General features: G+C 58.3%; 13 protein-coding genes. 8 read left to right on the forward strand and 5 right to left on the reverse strand.

The window, feature by feature from the left end:
• Window positions 1-30 precede the first annotated feature (30 nt).
• Together ELR57_RS01110 and ELR57_RS01115 are read right to left on the reverse strand one after the other, a co-directional pair.
• A complete protein-coding gene (locus ELR57_RS01110) occupies window positions 31-2,766 on the reverse strand; it encodes an invasin domain 3-containing protein (protein ID WP_126956388.1) in 2,736 nt (911 codons plus the stop codon).
• Window positions 2,767-2,854: 88 nt separating this feature from the next.
• Window positions 2,855-3,406 carry a Crp/Fnr family transcriptional regulator gene (locus tag ELR57_RS01115; protein ID WP_126956390.1) on the reverse strand — a complete coding sequence of 184 codons (552 nt, stop codon included), beginning with the start codon at window positions 3,404-3,406 and terminating at the stop codon, window positions 2,855-2,857.
• Between the two features lie 231 nt (window positions 3,407-3,637).
• Here ELR57_RS01115 and helD point away from each other — a divergent pair, with 231 nt between their 5' ends.
• A complete protein-coding gene (gene helD, locus ELR57_RS01120) occupies window positions 3,638-6,058 on the forward strand; it encodes an RNA polymerase recycling motor HelD (RefSeq protein WP_126956392.1) in 2,421 nt (806 codons plus the stop codon).
• Here the strand turns inward: helD and ELR57_RS01125 are convergent.
• Complete coding sequence (locus tag ELR57_RS01125; RefSeq protein ID WP_126956394.1) at window positions 6,037-6,921, reverse strand: GNAT family N-acetyltransferase; 885 nt, start codon at window positions 6,919-6,921, stop codon at window positions 6,037-6,039. The genes helD and ELR57_RS01125 overlap by 22 nt on opposite strands.
• A 233-nt stretch (window positions 6,922-7,154) precedes the next feature.
• Between ELR57_RS01125 and def the strand changes: the two genes are divergently transcribed.
• The 3 genes from def to ELR57_RS01140 all read left to right on the forward strand — a co-directional run bounded on the left by def (window position 7,155) and on the right by ELR57_RS01140 (window position 10,472).
• Window positions 7,155-7,679, forward strand: a complete 525-nt coding sequence (def, locus tag ELR57_RS01130) for a peptide deformylase (protein ID WP_126956396.1) — start codon at window positions 7,155-7,157, stop codon at window positions 7,677-7,679.
• Window positions 7,680-7,911: 232 nt separating this feature from the next.
• Window positions 7,912-8,772, forward strand: a complete 861-nt coding sequence (locus ELR57_RS01135) for a hypothetical protein (RefSeq protein ID WP_126956398.1) — start codon at window positions 7,912-7,914, stop codon at window positions 8,770-8,772.
• Between the two features lie 167 nt (window positions 8,773-8,939).
• Window positions 8,940-10,472 carry a catalase gene (locus tag ELR57_RS01140; RefSeq protein WP_126956400.1) on the forward strand — a complete coding sequence of 511 codons (1,533 nt, stop codon included), beginning with the start codon at window positions 8,940-8,942 and terminating at the stop codon, window positions 10,470-10,472.
• A gap of 103 nt (window positions 10,473-10,575) precedes the next feature.
• Here the strand turns inward: ELR57_RS01140 and ELR57_RS01145 are convergent, their stop codons facing one another.
• On the reverse strand, window positions 10,576-11,598 hold the full coding sequence (locus ELR57_RS01145; RefSeq protein WP_238162364.1) for a bifunctional transcriptional activator/DNA repair enzyme AdaA: 1,023 nt from the start codon (window positions 11,596-11,598) through the stop codon (window positions 10,576-10,578).
• 183 nt (window positions 11,599-11,781) lie between these two features.
• Here ELR57_RS01145 and ELR57_RS01150 point away from each other — a divergent pair, with 183 nt between their 5' ends.
• From ELR57_RS01150 to ELR57_RS01160, 3 genes are all read left to right on the forward strand, one after another.
• On the forward strand, window positions 11,782-12,330 hold the full coding sequence (locus ELR57_RS01150) for a TetR/AcrR family transcriptional regulator (RefSeq protein ID WP_126956404.1): 549 nt from the start codon (window positions 11,782-11,784) through the stop codon (window positions 12,328-12,330).
• 118 nt (window positions 12,331-12,448) lie between these two features.
• Window positions 12,449-13,876 (forward strand): MFS transporter, encoded by a 1,428-nt coding sequence (locus ELR57_RS01155; protein ID WP_126956406.1) that lies wholly within the window; start codon window positions 12,449-12,451, stop codon window positions 13,874-13,876.
• Window positions 13,877-13,957: 81 nt separating this feature from the next.
• On the forward strand, window positions 13,958-14,326 hold the full coding sequence (locus ELR57_RS01160) for a winged helix-turn-helix transcriptional regulator (RefSeq protein WP_126956408.1): 369 nt from the start codon (window positions 13,958-13,960) through the stop codon (window positions 14,324-14,326).
• 48 nt (window positions 14,327-14,374) lie between these two features.
• Here ELR57_RS01160 and ELR57_RS01165 read toward each other — a convergent pair whose 3' ends face one another.
• Window positions 14,375-15,445 carry an SDR family oxidoreductase gene (locus ELR57_RS01165; protein WP_126956410.1) on the reverse strand — a complete coding sequence of 357 codons (1,071 nt, stop codon included), beginning with the start codon at window positions 15,443-15,445 and terminating at the stop codon, window positions 14,375-14,377.
• A gap of 128 nt (window positions 15,446-15,573) precedes the next feature.
• On the opposite strand from ELR57_RS01165, the gene ELR57_RS01170 reads away from it, so the two are divergent.
• Window positions 15,574-16,101 (forward strand): GrpB family protein, encoded by a 528-nt coding sequence (locus tag ELR57_RS01170; RefSeq protein WP_126956412.1) that lies wholly within the window; start codon window positions 15,574-15,576, stop codon window positions 16,099-16,101.
• Window positions 16,102-16,434 lie beyond the last annotated feature (333 nt).

Below are 16,434 nucleotides of genomic sequence, written 5' to 3' on the forward strand. Positions count from 1 at the left end.
TCTGCTTCCGGATAGCTTTTTAAGTCCGTTCTACTCCTTCTCGATAAGGCCCGCCAGAACCAGCATTCGATGGAGAAGCGCGACGGTCTCCGCCCGAGTGAGCACCTTCTGCGGCAGCAGGCGTTCCCCGTCTCCTTGCGCCAAGCCTAGCCGGATGGCGGTTGTCATCGCCTCTTGCGCCCAGCCCGCGACTTGGCCTCCGTCCGCATAGCGGGACAGCTCCGCCCCGCCGGCAGAAGAAGCCGACGATTCTCCGTTCACCCACTGCATCGCCCGAACGATCGTTACGATCGTCTCCTCGCGCGACACTTCCCGCTCGGGGCCGAACGTTCCGTCCTCGTAACCGCTCATGATTCCGTATTGCCGGAGAGCCGCGACCGGGCTGCCGTACCAGCTTGCAACGGAGACATCCCGGAAGAAGGTGCCGTCTTCGGGAGCTTCCAGCCCTAGCGACCTCGCCAGCAGTGCCGCCAGTTCGGCTCGGGTTACGGGAGCATCGGGCGAGAAGCGATCCGGCGCGACTCCGTTCGCGATGAAGCGGCCCGACATGGCCGCGATGTCCGGAACGGCCCAATGGCCGGCCGTATCGGCGAAGCTCAACGAACGGAATGCCGGCGCGTAGAGGCCGTTCTGTAGACTGCGGATGATTACGGCAGGACGGCCTTCCACCGAGACGAACTCCGCGGCGGCAGGACGAGCGCCACGCTCGGCATCCCATAAGACGGCGGCGGATGCCGATAAGCCGTCTTTCTCGGTCAGATAGATCACTTTGCGAGCGTAGTGACCGAACGATGAGATCTCCCGTTTCCCGTCGGTGCCGATCGCCCATACCCGGTAATGAATCGGGTCTCCGGCGAGCTGGAAGCCCCCTTGGTCCGCGGCCTCAAGAAGCCCGTTCTGCTCTTCGGCTTCGCTGCGAGCGATCGATAAGCGAAGCTCGTCTTCGCTTGTCCGGCCGCTCTTCGCGCCTGCTAGGTCGGCTACGGACAAGCGGAACTGGCCGAACGGCGTTGCCAGCTCGATCGAATCCGCATTCTCTTGCAGCAGAGACAGCGCTTCGTCGGGAAGCGTAAGCACATATTCGTCAGCATCGGCCTTGACGGAGACGGTCAGGTTCTTATCCGCCTTCCCGCCGAACTCGTTCAGCACGGCTTGAAGCGAGTCCGCGGTTATGTTGATTTCGATCGCTTTCGTCCGATCCCCGTTCGGCTGCGTCTTGACAATGCCGTCTACCTGATGGCCGTCGATCCAGACAGGCGGAGCAGGAGCAGGATCGGTAGAGCTGCCAGCCGAAGACGAGGAGCCGGATCCCGAGGCGACCTTAGTAAAGACAATGGTCACTGTCTGATTAATCGTCGATTCGGGGGCGGTTACCGCGGCTGAATAGGTGACCGTCTCGGCCGTCGTGTCGGTGATCGCGAACGTTATCGCGCCGTCAGAGCCCGTCGTCTCCGTCAGCGCCGCGATAATGGAATGCCCGCCGTTAGCCGTCAACTGCACGCGCTGATCGGCAACCGGAAGTCCTTGATCGTCCTTAAGTCGTACGGTAACGATCGCCCGGCTCGTGCCGTTCGCCGCGACCGTCCCGACGTCAGACGTGACGGTCGATAGAGAACGACTCGCCAATCCCGCCACGAACTTCACGGTTGCCGTATGCGGCATGGGGGCGCCATTTAACTCGCCCCTTATCGTCGCCGTACCTAGATTCGTCGGAGCCCTCAATGTCGCCGTATACGTTCCGTCCTCGTTGTCCTCAACATCGCTGATCGTTCCCAATGTCGTCGTTAGCTCGACTGCTTCCCCGCCGCTGTGCCGCGCGTTTCCGTAGGAATCGCGCAGCGTCACCGTGATAGTCGTCTCGCTGATCCCGTTGGCCGTCAGCTCGTCATCGTCCGCCTCGATCGTGCTCGCATCCGAAGAGACCTCGCCCGCCAAGAATTCGACCTCGGCCGTATGCGTTAGCGCGGCGCCTCCAACCGTTGCGGCGACCGTGGCAATACCGGCTGTCGTCGGAGCCGTCAAGGTTGCGGTATAGGTCCCGTCCTCATTGTCCGTTATGTCCCCTACCTGCCCCAGGGTCGACGTGATCTCAATCGTTTCCCCTCCGGACGAGGGCACGTCTCCTTGGACATCCCTCAACGTCACGGTTACATCCGTCTGGCTTGTCCCATCGGCAGGCAAGGTATCGGACTCGACCGACAATTCGCTGTCGCTTAACGAGATGGAGGTGTCGGGAATCATGTAGGTTCGGAAGGCATAGTCGAAATTAGTGTTAGGATTGATCGCATAGCCTCGATCGTATACATTGTTATAGTTCGAGAACCAGTTCAACCCGTTCGAACCGTCCGTCCCTTTCTCCGCCGTCAACGACAAATGATATTGCACGTCTTGCGCCAGGTAAACATGCGATTGGGAGAAGTCGAATTCGACCCACCCGAACTGCGGGACTTCCGCCCTGACCGTTGCAAGCACATGCGACGAATTGTCGATCACGCTAAGGATCGCGTCGCCGGGATCCCCCTGCTTGTTAAGCAGAAGATCGACCTGATCCAGCTCGCCGGTGATGCCCGGCATGAAATACTGAGCTGCGGAATACCTAGAATCGATAAAACCCGAAGCATAATTCGTATCGACAGCCTGATCCAACACCGCATCCGCCGAAGCGGCACGAGCGGCATGTCCCCCCGCGAAAGTTCCCCATGCGAGCGCAAGCGCTAGAACGGCGGCCAGCCCTCTTTTCCAACCCTTCTTCATAGAACCGATCATCCCGAACCTCCACCAATGATTTCTCTTTTACTCCATTAATCATCAATGTAAATAAGGTAGAGGAATCGGTTCGAATAGACCATACCTACTATGGGGTATTTCCATCTATTCGCAAGGACCCGCATTCATTACGAGTTGCCGAGACCGCCTGATCCCGCAGCAGCCGATTGATCGTCTCCCGCCGCAATCCGATGAATTGGCCGATCTCGTCTTGGGTCAGCACGTCCGTTAGCGCGCTGGGAGCGATGTAAGCTTGGAACCAGGCTTGCAGCTTCCGAAGCCGGTCGGCCGGCGCGATCTCGGTCAATTGATCGATCCGCTGCTGCATCATGCGGAGCTTGTCCTGCAGCTTAATGGCGATGGAGCGGTATTGACGGGGATTCTCCTCCAGGGCTTGATACCAGCTCCTCGCCGACAGCGCCTCGACCTCGCTCGTCATCAGGGCGATGGCGGTTCCGAAGTTGGGGGATGGCGTCAACAGGGAATGGTGGGGGATCATCTCGCCGGGGACGATTATGTTCACCAAAGTGGGCGTTCCGTCCTCGTGCACCCGAATGATTTTCAACAGGCCGCTCTTCACTTGGTACAGCTCGCCGGATTCTCCCTGCCGGAACAGGATCTCGCCTTTGTGCAGAATCATCGGTATCTCCTCGTTGCTTATAAGATAAAGAAAAGGACCCGGCAGGTCGCCGGGTTCTTCGTTATGGTTGCATATGGAGAACCCCTGTGCTATGATTAGGGGCGCTATTTATGATAGTTTCTGAATTCGGACATATGTATCCTATCTTACTTACACTTTAATCTTATCATAAGGGGATACCGGCTGTCAACCATCTTCTAGCCTGAATGAGAAGGAGAGTGTTCTGGGAAAATGTCGAACGCAAACGATTGGCAACAGGAGCAGACGAGGCTGGATCTGGTAACGGGCAAGCTGCGGGAGCGAATCGCGGAGCTGGAGCCGGAAGTCGCCGGGCTCCGCCACCAGGTCGTGGATATTCGCAAGCGCTTCTGGGAAGAAGTGACGGTCAACACGAGCACGGACGAGGATTTCGAAGAGACCTTCTTCACCATCAAGCAGCAGGCTGCGGTTCTGTCCGAGAGAGAGAGGAGCCATCGGCAGCGGATGCGGCAGTGGCAGAGCTTGAACCGGCTGCTGCCCTCCCCTTATTTCGGACGGATCGACTTTGAAGAGGAAGGACTGGGCTTAAGGGAGCAGGTGTACGTTGGCGTGTCCTCCTTCGCCAGCGAAGACGGCATGAGCTTCCTGGTTTACGACTGGCGCACCCCGATCGCGAGCCTCTACTACGATTATCCGCCCGGAGAAGCGGCTTATACGACGCCGGGCGGGCTTATCGCGGGCACGATGACGTTGAAGCGGCAGTATCAGATCAGAGAGGGACAGCTCCTTAACATGTTCGATGCGAGCGTAACGATCGGGGATGAGCTGCTGCAGCAGGTTCTCGGCCAAGGCGCGGATTCGCAGATGAAGACCATCGTGGCGACGATCCAGAGGGAGCAGAACGCGATCATTCGCGAAGAGAAGAGCCGAATGCTGATCGTGCAGGGCGCGGCGGGAAGCGGGAAAACGTCGGCGGCCCTGCAGAGAGTGGCGTATCTTCTCTATCGGTACCGGGATCGGATCAAAGCGGATCAGATCGTCCTTTTCTCGCCTAACTCGATGTTCAACAGCTATGTCTCCACGGTGCTTCCGGAGCTCGGCGAAGAGAACATGCAGCAGACGACCTTCCAGGAGTATCTGGACCATTGGCTCGGGAACGCTCTTGCTCTGGAGGATCCGTTCGACCAGCTTGAATACGTGCTGACGGAAGAAGGGAGTCCGGGCTATTCGGCGCGCTTGGAAGGGATCCAATACAAGTCTTCGGAGGCTTATCTCAAGGCGCTTCACCAGTACGCGCTGTGGTTGGAGCGGGAAGGGATGCGGTTTAACGCCATCCGCTTCCGCGGCCGGGAGCTGATCTCCGCCGAGCGGATGACGGCAAGGTTCTACGGCTATGACGCTTCCATCCGGCTTGCCAATCGAGTCGGTCTGCTTCAGGAGTGGCTGCTGAAGGAATTGGCCGCGCTTGAACGCAAGGAGAGGGAAGAAGACTGGGTCACGGAAGAGATGCACTTCCTGGACAACGACCAGTATGCCGAAGTCCATCGCCAGCTTCACAAGGACAGAGGCGTCTTCGACTTCGCGGAACGCTATGCGGAGGCGAGGGAGAGGATGCTGGGTCAGACCCGAGGAGACGAAGGGGACTTCAGTTATGCCGAGCAGGAAGAGGAGCTGCTGCGGCGCGGCATCGTGAAGGAGCAGTTCAAGCCGCTCAGACGAAGCGTGAGAAAGTTTGCTTTTATCGACAAGAGCGGATTGTATGCCCAACTGTTCGCGGATAGAGAGGTTTATCGGGAGATGACGAAGGAAGCTCAGATCCCTTCGCTCTGGGAAGAGATCGCCGAGCAGACGCGCGAGAAGCTTAGCCGGTCCGAATTGTTCTACGAGGACGCGACGCCTTACTTGCATCTTCAAGAGCTGGTGGAAGGGGTGAGGACGAATACGGAGGTGAAGCATGTGTTCGTCGATGAAGGGCAGGATTACTCCGTGTTCCAATACGAGTTCCTGAAGAAGCTGTTCCCGCGCGCCCGCATGACGGTTCTGGGCGACTTCGGCCAAGCGATCTTCACGCAGTCGACGAACTTGGAGAAGGCCGACTCCCCGCTCGTTCCCTTATACGGGGAATCGGAGACGAACTTGATTCGGCTCGTTCGCAGCTATCGCTCCACCCGCGAGATCGTGGAGTTCGCGAGGTCCTTGCTGCCGGGAGGCCAGGAGATCGTGCCGTTCGATCGATCGGGCGGCAAGCCGATTCTTTGCCTCGCCGGCAGCGAAGAGGAGCGGGTCGCGCGAATCGCGAAGGACGTAGCGGAGCTGAGGGCCGAAGGCTTCGGCTCCATCGCCGTCATCGCGAAGACGGCGGCCGAGAGCGTCCGCGCGCACGAGCTTCTCTCCGCACAAGGATGCGAAGGGCTGCGCCTCGTCACGAAGAAGACGCTGGACTTCCAGAAGGGAGTGCTGGTCATTCCCGCCTATCTCGCCAAGGGCGTCGAATTCGATGCCGTGCTCCTCTACGACGCGTCATCTCGGACGTACCGCCGGGAGGGCGAACGCAAGCTTTTCTATACGGCCTGCACCCGCGCCATGCACCGGCTTCGCCTTTACGCCTCGGGAGAATGGTCGCCTCTCCTTCGCGGGGTCGATCCCGCGCTTTACGACAGCTTGCCGAGATAATACCGATTCTCGGCCGTCACCTCGAACCCGGATTTGAGATACAGGCTCAAAGCTCGCTCATTATCCGTGACGACTCCCAGGCGAATGTCGGCGAAGGAGTCCGCCAAGAGGAGCGAGACGACTGCTTGAAGCGCTTGAGTGCCGAGCTTCCTGCCTTGATAAGCGGGCAGAATGCAGAAATCGTGGATGGCGGCAATTCGCTCGCCGGCAGCGTTCACCCGGATCATTCCGACGCGTTGGCCGTCTGCCCACGCGATATAGGTAGTCCGGCTGGGCTCGCGGCGGGTCAGGGCCAGATAGTCGCGGGTCCAGTTCTCGTCGTCGCCGAAAGCCTGAACCATGCAATCGATCATGAACTCGTCATCCTCGGGCTGCTCGGGAATCAGGCGGATGTCGGAATCGACGCGGCTGTCCATCGAATTCCGGCGAAGCGTCATCGCGAATTCAGTTCGGTCATAGGCGGCTCCAAGCGCATTCGCCGCCGCGATTCCGGCATCCGAGAGCTTAGGAACGCGGAAGCTGAACTGCCGAATGCCGAGCGCCGCGACTTCTTCCGCCGCATGCCGAAGCAGGCTGCGGAAGACGCCCTGCCGACGATAATGAGGGTGAACCCTCGCGTCGACTTTGGCCGTCTCTCCATCCGGCGTGTGCCAGCTTAGCAGCCCGATCAGCTCGTTGTCCCGGAAGCAGAGGACTCCGCGATCCCCGTTCTCCTTGGCGAGATGTTCGATTCCCGCTCGATACGGGACGGGATCCAAGCGGCGGCATTCTTCCTCCAGCCGGGCGATCGCCGAGAGGTGCTCCCGAGAGTCGTAGAGCATGGGGATTACGGTTGTCTTGGTTGTCTTTTTTGTATTGGACATAAAGAGATGCACCTTCTATAAGGGAAGGAACCACGCAGTTTATGGACCGATAGGCGCTATCCTTCGAGATTAGGTCCGGTTGTTATAGTCATCAATTCTTATCGCCTCCCGCTAAGTTATCTCCAATGTAACATATAAAGGAGAGCAACGGGCGTCCGCCTGAATGGGTCTCGCCGCATAATTATGTTATATTAGGCTGTATCCATCCGCAGAATTGGAGAGGAGCTTTGGCAATGACAGTCAGAACCATCTTGCCGTTCGGCGATCCGATCTTGCGCAAGAAGGCAAAGCCCGTCGACGGCGTGAACGATAGAGCGATTAAGATTCTTGAGGACATGGCCGCGACCTTGTATGACGGCGAAGGCCGGGCCGGCTTGGCCGCACCTCAGGTCGGCTATCTCCGAAGGTTGATCGTGATGGACTGCGGCGACGGCCTGATCGAGCTTATTAACCCGGAGATCGTCGAGAGCTCCGGCGAGCAAGTCGGTCCGGAATCCTGCTTATCGTATCCCGGCTATTACGGGTTCGTGAAGCGGGCGAACAAGGTGAAGGTCCAGACCCTGAACCGCCAAGGCGAGTCGATCATTCTAGAGGGCGAGGGCTTCCTGGCGCGCTGCATGCAGCATGAGATCGACCACCTGAACGGGGTGCTGTTCGTCGATCGCGTACAGGACAGATGGCTTTACCACGAGAAGTCGGAGCATAAGATCGAGCTGCTTCCCGTGATTCGATTGAGCAACCAAGAAGGAGCCGGATGATCGCTTGTCGATCGTCCGGTTTTTTTTATAAGGAATCGTAACGGAAATTGGAGACCTCTATAGGCACTAATTGGCCCCATTCGGATTCTAAGGGAAATGACTTGTTAGCGGCCGTAATTTCCGCAAGCCTGTGGTTATGACTTAAACCTTCTGTCGACTTGACTCGTCATAATATTGGATATGTGTGGAAAATAGGGATTCGTCTGTTCGGCGACGGGTGAGGAGATCGACTGTGAGGAGAATAACTCTGATTTGGCTTGCCGCAATGACGGTGTGGATCGGCAGCGGCTGCATGAATCAAGCTGGGAATCCGTCGGGGAATCTGGCTGCGACGAAGCAAGCCGCCGTTCAACCGGATGTTAAACTGCCATCGGGCTTCACGGCGGAATCTATCCAGACGGCCTTTGACGAATTCATTAACTATCATCTTTGGTTTGATCCTAGCTCCGTTCCCGGGAACAGCTTCGTATTCGAACCGCATATCGGCAAGCGGGTCGATGCCGAGATCCGAGTGTATGCCAGCCATCCCGATACTCCGTATATCCATACGAATGTCGGCGAAGGTCTCGTTGTCTTTCAAGCGAAGGATGGATTTGTGTTCGGCGATGGCATCGCAACGGAAGGCGATCCCGCATGGCCCTCCGAGGAATCGTATACGACTGCTGGCGAATTCGCTTTAACCGTCCAACCGCCTCGTCCCCCGTACTATGGAGCCTCCGCCGCCAAGAATAAAATGATATCGGCTGCCGAGGGATATATCCACGCATTCACTGAAGATATGATGAGAAGCGAAAATGCGAATGAATGGAATCATACGAAAATATACTTGGTGGATTTTTATGAATACGAATCGGCGGCAGGCGTTGTTTTTGTCAGAGAAGACGATTATGCCTGGCTGAACAGCGTCTTTTTTACCGATAACAACGGTGTCTATGAAACCCAAGGCGCAAAGGGCTTTGGGATCGAGAATGTATTCGCGTTAGATAAGCACGATCCGGGAAGATACCTTGTCGATAGGTTGATCGGAGATGCCATAAGGGAATATGTCATTCAGGACGGGCAGTTGGTGAAGACGAGCCTCGAGACGAACTAACTGCCGCGCGTTACCGCCCAAGAGAGTAGTCAGATTATCTTCCTTTACCTACCGCCTCGCGATCCCTACGGGTTAGCTGGCTTCCCTTGCCTGCGCTTAGTCATATCCCCCTTCGGGCTCCGCATAAAAATAGGAGGGATTGTTCGTAGACAAGGGAGGTAGGGATCATGGAAGACAACCGGAACCGGGGCCCGCAGACTCCGAGAAGCCCGCAGAGCGCGCCGAGCGGTCAGAACCCGCAGCCTAAGGCAGCCGCGCAGGCAGCTAAAGCGTCGCAGGCAGCTAAAGCGTCGCAGGCAGCGCCGGCGCCGCAGGGCGGGCGCGGGACGGGCGATGAGCAGCTTCGGGCTTACGGGCAGCCTTTGCAGTGGGCGGGAGATGTCCCCGCATCGTACCATTCGCAGACGGTAGGGCCGCGCGGCCCCATCCTGGAGCAGGACAGCCTCCTCCACGAGACGCTGGAGACGTTCGTTCACGGCAAGCTGCTGGAGAGGCCGGTTCACGTCAAAGGCTATGGCGCATTCGGGTATTTTCAGACGCTTAACTCCATGACTCCGTATACGCAGCTTTGTTTCTTGCAGCAGCCCGGACAGACGGTCCCGGTTACCGTCAGGTTCTCCCTGGCGGTCAGCAACCCGGGAACTCCGGATACGTCGCGCAACGTGCGCGGCTTCTCGACCAAGTTCTACACCCACGAAGGCGTGTTCGATCTGCTCGCCAACCATATCCCCGTGTTCCTGGTCCGCGATCCGATCCGTTTTCCCGAGTCCATCAAGGCGTTCCTTCCTTCTCCCGTCAATAACCTGATCGATCCCGACCGGTTCTGGAGCTTCATCGCGCGGGCGCCGGAAGCGACTCACTTCGTCGTGAGGCTCTATTCCGACGCGGGCACGGTGAAAAGCCTTCGCCATATTCCGGGGCATAGCGTAAACACCTATGTCTGGAGAAACGCCCAAGGGGCGAGATCCTACGTGAAGTATCGTTGGGTGCCGCTGGCCGGGGAACAGGCGATCGATCGGCAGGAGGCGGCCCGGCTGGCGTGCGAGAATCCGGATTACGCGGGCAAGGATCTCTACGACACCCTGCAGCAGGGCAAGACCGTCGAATACGGGCTTTACGTTCAGCTCATGAACCCTCAGGACGAAGCGTCGCTTCCCTTCGATCCGTTGGACGACACGAAGGTCTGGGACGAACGGCAGTATCCGCTCGTGCCGGTCGGCAAGCTGGTGCTTGACCGCAATCCCGAGAATTACAAGGAACAGGTCGAGAAGCTGGCTTACTCGCCGTCCAACCTATTGAACGGGGCCGAGCTGTCCGACGACAAAATGTTGCAGGGACGCGCCAACATCTATTGGGATTCGCAGCGGCATCGCCTTGGACCGGAATTCCGCCGCATTCCGATCAACCACCAGGCTCATTGGACTCCGGCCGAGATCGTGACCAGCGGCGAAGGACGCTACGTGGAGGGACAGCTCGTCCGTTCCGATATCCCCAAGCAGGACGATTTCTCCCAGGCGGGGCAATTCTATCTGTCGCTTCCGCCCGTGCATCAGGAGCACCTGGTCGACAACCTCGCCGCCGACCTCGCCAACGCTTCCCCCGAGCTGCAGGGCATCGTCATAAGCTACCTGAGCCAAGCGTGCGCGGAGCTGGGGGAGAGAGTCGCCCGGCAAATTCCCAAGTACGCCAAGCCCGGGTGAACCGTACGAATCGCGTCAATAAGGCCATTCAAAAAAGCTGTCTCGCGAACCGACTTCGGTCGATCTGCGGGACAGCTTCTTTAGCGTCTGCGGAGACCGGCTCTCAGCCCCGCTTCTCGTGATTCAGCAGCCATTCCTTGCGGGCGACTCCGCCGCCATACCCGGACAGCGAACCGTCCGAGTTGATGACGCGGTGGCACGGAATGACGAGAGCCAACTGGTTGGCGCCATTCGCTTGAGCGACCGCGCGGTAAGCGGTCGGACGGCCCAAAGCGTTCGCGATGTCGGCGTAAGAGCGGGTCTCCCCGGACGGAATCCGGCACAATTCCTCCCATACGCCCCGTTGGAAGGAAGAGCCCACAAGATGAAGCGGGGTCTTGAACTCGGTCAGCGAACCGTCGAAGTATTGGGCCAATTCCAGTTCGATCGACCGGATCGGCTCCGTCTCTCCTGGAATGATCGCCGCCTTCTGCCTTTTCCTCAACCGTTCGATCTCGCGTTCCAGCCCTCTCCGATCCACGAATTCCAATAGATAGAGCTCGCTGTCGTCCGCAATGGCCACCATAGGGCCAAGCTTGGTATCCAGCCATGCCGCTTTAAGGATGCGGCTGTCGTCCAGCCGGGTAGGAGGGGCGCCCATGATGCGCGAGAAGGCGTCCCGGAAGCCGCTGCTGGAATCGTAACCGGATGCTAATTGAGTATCGATAATCGTCTCCCCCGATCGGATGCCCTTCAGAGCCAGTCCCATGCGACGAGCCCGAGCATATTCGACAAAAGTCATTCCGAACCGTTTCTTGAATTGGCGTCGAGCCGTGGACTCGTCGATCGACAGGGCGCGAAAGTCCGCGGTCCTCCAACGCTTCTCCGGATTGCTCTCCACCGCTTCCACGAGCATGCGGACCAAGTCGGATACCTGATTCGGATGCGACAACGGCCGGCAGCGCCGGCAGGGCCGGAAGGAGGCCAGAAGCGCTTGCTGGGCGTTCTCGTAGAACTCGCAGTTCTCGAACTTCGGTTTTCTCGCCGGGCAAGTCGGACGGCAGAACACGCCGGTCGTCTTCACTCCGACGTAGAAGACGCCTTCGTAATCCGAATTCTTCTCGATGAGCGCTGCATAAAACTCCATTTTGCGTTCCTCGTCCATCTTTTGGCACCTTACCCTTGGAATGATAAACTGATTATAGCTCGTTTCGCCAATCGGCGTAGCCGAAATTCAGGCACTGATTTTTCTCGCGGGGATGGAGGAAAATGGTTGACATCTTCGCCGGAATAAATTAATTTATTGGTAAATAAATAAATGAGGTTAGCCATGGCCAGACAGAAAAACAACCCGCTCGCTTCCCCGAATCGCAAAGATCAGATTCTGGACGCAGCTGCCGCCCTATTCGCAACGAATGGCTATTATAAGACGACCACCGCGCTCGTGGCCGCCGAGGTCGGCGTTACGCAGCCGTACGTGTTCCACTTCTTCAAGACGAAGGAAGAGCTGTACCTGGCCGTTCTAGACCGCGCCGTCGGCCGCCTCATCGAAGCGTTCCGGTCGGTCGAAGCTCCGCCTCAGGAGCTGGCTCATGAGATGGGGCATGCCTTCAACGTGCTCATGGAGTCCCATCGCGACGAGATCCTGATCTGCATGCAGTCGTCGTTCGCCACCCCGGAGCCGGAGATTCGGCAGTTCGTGCGCGAGAAGTTCGGAACCATTCACGAGCTGGTCGCCCAGCGCTTCATGAACGCCGGACTTCCTCGTGCGGACATCCTGGCAAGCCAATTCATCGCCTGCGGGATGGTCATCACGATGTCGGAAGTTCTCGACTTGCCGCAGCTTGGAATGTTTGGTCCCCGCGACGACCGGGAATAAACCCGAGGGCAGGCCGGTTAGGCCGGTCTGCCCGATTCGGGAACGAGGATAGACCTCTTTTTTTGGGCATTAATTTATTTATCTATAAATAAAAATACTCAAGGAGTGTGTTGAGAAAATGGTTTCGGCGGCTTATCGGGTTCGTCTGATGGTCATCACCTGTATCGTCCTGTTCATGGCGATGCTGGATAACTTGGTCGTCGGGGTAGCTCTTCCTTCCATCCAGCAAGACTTCGGCGCGAAGATGTCCGACATGCAATGGTTCATGAACGCCTATACGTTAGCCTTCGCCGTCTTGCTGATTCCGTTCAGCATGCTGGGCGAGCGCTTCGGGAGGAAGAAAGTCTTCTTGGCGGGCGTGGCTCTGTTCACGCTAGGCTCGTTGGCGTCGGCGCTAAGCGACAGTTCGATTCAGCTGACATTGGCGCGCGCCCTTCAAGGAATCGGCGCTTCGGCGGTTCTGCCGATCAGCTTAACGCTCGTAAATACCGCGTTCCCTCCGGAGAAGCGGGCGGCCGCGATCGGCATCTGGTCCGGCATCTCCGGCCTCGGCCTGTCGATCGGGCCTCTGGTCGGGGGCGCGATTATCAAAGGCGCGCCTTGGGAGACGATCTTCTGGATCAACGTGCCGATCGGCGTTCTGGCGATCCTCTTCGGCCTTCGATGGCTGGAAGAATCGAGAGGGGTTAGCAAACCGTTTGATCCGCTCGGCATTCTATTGCTCGGAGCCGGCCTGTTCGGAGTCGTGTTCGGGCTCGTTCGCGGCAACGACGAAGGCTGGGGAACGTTCCCCGTCTGGGGACCGATCGCGGGAGGGGCTCTGTTGCTTCTCGCCTTCCTCGGGTGGGAGAGGGGCCGGAAGCAGCCGTTCATCAACCTGGCCAACTTCCGCAGCGGCAATTACAGCGCCTATATGATGGCGGGCTTCTGGTTGAATGCCGGCATCTTCGGGGCGATCTTCTTGCTGACCTTGTTCCTGCAGCAAGCGCAAGGCTATTCCGCCTTGGGAGCAGGGGCTCGCGAGATGGTGTGGACGTCGTGCACGATGGTTTGCGCGCCTCTCGCCGGCTTGCTGATCGGGCGTTTCGGCTCCAAGAACATGCTCCTGCTGGGCATCTTCCTGCAGATCGCCGCGATGGTCGGCTTCGCGCTGGTTATCCTCGGTCAAGGCGCAGTGTTCCCGTTCGGCTATATCGTGCCGATGATGATGGCGGCCGGGGCGGGCATGGGCTTCAGCTTCACCCCGCTCTCCCACGGCCTGCTGAGCTCCGTATCGGAAGAAGCGGCAGGCGAAGCGAGCGGAATGAGCAACGCCGCCCGCGAGCTTGGCGGAGTGTTCGGCGTGGCGATCGGCGGTCTCGTCTTCGCCCGCGGCGGAGCCATCGCGACTCCGGACGACTTCGGCCATCATCTCGTGCCCGCCTTGTTTGTCTTCACGGCCATGCTTACGGTCGCGCTCCTGACGGTGGCGCTGTTCGCGAAGGGCAAGAGTCGGAGGTCGGCGGCAGCGGAGGCACGTTCTCCCGTCGCCAGTCCTGAAGCCTAACGATATACAGGGCATGGAGAATAGTCGATGCGGTACGTATAATGGAGGTGAACGGTCCGAAGGGGAAGGAGACGAGGCTTCATGAACGCGGGCAGAACCTACAACACGGCGGTGGAAGCCGCGCTAGAGGTGATCGGAGGCAAGTGGAAGCCGATCATTCTGTTCCACCTGACATTCGGGAAGAAGCGCAACGGCGAATTGATGAGCCTTATCCCCTCCATCACGCAGAAAGTGCTGACCCAGCAGTTGGGGGAGCTCGTAAAAGACGGAATCGTGAACCGGACCGCCTACAACCAGATTCCGCCCAAGGTCGAGTATGAGCTGACGGATTTCGGGCGCAGCTTGAAGGAGATTCTTCATTCTCTGTGCCGCTGGGGCGAGGCGTACGTAGAACGGGTGTATGGAGACACGTCCCCGATCCTTAACGGGCCGACCGGAACGGAGGAATAGACAAGAAACCGGATCCTGATTCTCGGAATCCGGTTTCTTGCTTTGCGCTTATGGAATGATTCGGCGATCGCGGAGATCTTGGAAGATGCCCATGAACATCTCCTCGGTGTCGACGAACTCGCGGAAGCCGAGGCGGCGCGCCTTGGTTCCGTCCGCGAAGAAGTCGTAATCCCACGAGAAGACAAAGTCTCCGAAGCGCCAGGAGGAGACGTCCTCGTAGCTGTTGTCCGCGAGCCCGTGCTTCTTGACCATCTCGTTCCACAGCGGGTTCTTGTCCGCCATGACCGTCTCGAGGCTCATCTGCAGCGGCGGCGCCGCATCCAGTCCGAAGAAGGCCGCAATCTTAGGCCAGAGTTCATCCCAGCGGAACAAGTCGCCATTCGCGATGTTGAACGCTTGATTCGCGCACTTCTCCTCCGTCGCGGCCCAGACGGTCGCGCGGGCGAGCAGGCCGGCGTCCGTCATCTCCAGCAGGCTGCGGTAAGCTCCCGGCTTGCCGGGGAATCGCAGGGGGATGCCGAGCTCCTTGGAGATCGACGCGTAGATCGCGATCACCATCGCCAGGTTCATCGGGTTGCCGAGGGCGAACCCGCATACGACCGAAGGCCGAAGCGCCGACCAAGTCCAAGAGCTCCCCGGCTGCCTCCGCTCGAGGAATTGCTGTTGATCGATGTTGAACTCGGGCGGCATGTGATGCGCGTCTGTCTCGCGGGCCGGGGTCTTGAACGGCCCCAGATGGGCGCCGTAGACCTTGTAGCCTTGCATGAGGCTGATGTGCTTCAGGCCGGGGGCTATCGGTTCGATCGCGTTGACGACATTCGCAAGCATTGCTAAGTTAGGCTGGACGAGCTCGGCCCAGGTGGGGCGGTCTTGATAAGCGGCGTAGAAAATATGGGTGATGTCCGTCAGTCCGCTTAGCTTCTCTCTCGTATCGGCTTCGTCCAGCAGATCGGCGGAGACGTGGCGGACTCGCCCGGCATGAACTCCTTCTCGCCGCGACACGCCGACGATCTCCCAATCGGGGATCGTCAGCAGATAATCGATCAGGTTGCGTCCGATCACCCCATTGGCTCCGACGACCAGCGCCGTTTGACGCTCGTTGTTCTTTTCCAGACTCATGCCAGTCACTCCTCTCCTTAGTGAACCCAATTATGGGAAGTCGGAGGCTGCTTGAGAAGTACGCACTTTGAGGTTATATAGGAACCTGCAGGTAAGGAATCGATCCCCATAGGAAAAGGAGCGGCGAAATGAGGCTTATTATCGTAACGGATTACGACCAGCTTTGGGAGACGATGTACGAGGAAGAAGCTAAGCGGATTCGCGATGTTCTCGGAGAGGAACTGCTCGCCATCCATCACTTCGGCAGCACCTCCGTGCCCGGCCTGCGGGCCAAGCCGATCATCGATATCCTGCCCGTCGTGCGGAACATCGAGAGGGTGGACCGGTTCAACGAACAGATGGAGGCTCTCGGCTACGAGTGCATGGGGGAATTCGGGATAAGCGGGAGAAGGTACTTCCGCAAGGGCGGGGATCGGCGAACGCATCACGTTCATGTTTTCCAAGAGGATAATCGCGCGGATATCGACCGGCACCTGGCCGTCCGCGATTACCTTCGGACCCATCCCGAGGCAGCCAGTGACTACGGGGCGCTTAAAGCAAGTCTCGCCGAGCGGCATCCGACCGATATGGAAGCGTACATGGACGGCAAGGATGCCTTCGTCAAGGAGCTGGAGAGGGAAGCGCTGGCCTGGTATCGCGCGGAGACCGGCCGTTAAGTTAGAACGCTATTGTCGAAGTTTCGGTAGAATTCGATGACGAAAGAACGTAATTTTCTCTCCTCTCCTCTGTTGCCGCGAAGGGCGTTGGCCTTCTTTTTGGAGGCGAGAGGATGTATTCGATTTTTCGAATATAAATGACGCGATCCCTCGTCATTCGGATGTTATATCTGAAAAATCATATCCAATTCACCCTGGACGGGGAGAAAACGCGTTTTGTATATGAAAATTCGAATACAATCGCAGGAAATGACGGTTTGGGAGAAAATCTATTCGCTTTTTCATATATATCCGCAGGAGAGCAAGCCGGCAGCGGCCCAACTACGAGCGAGC

The sequence above is a fragment of the Cohnella sp. AR92 genome, assembly GCF_003990975.1.
In the GTDB taxonomy this organism is placed as follows: Bacteria; Bacillota; Bacilli; order Paenibacillales; family Paenibacillaceae; genus Cohnella.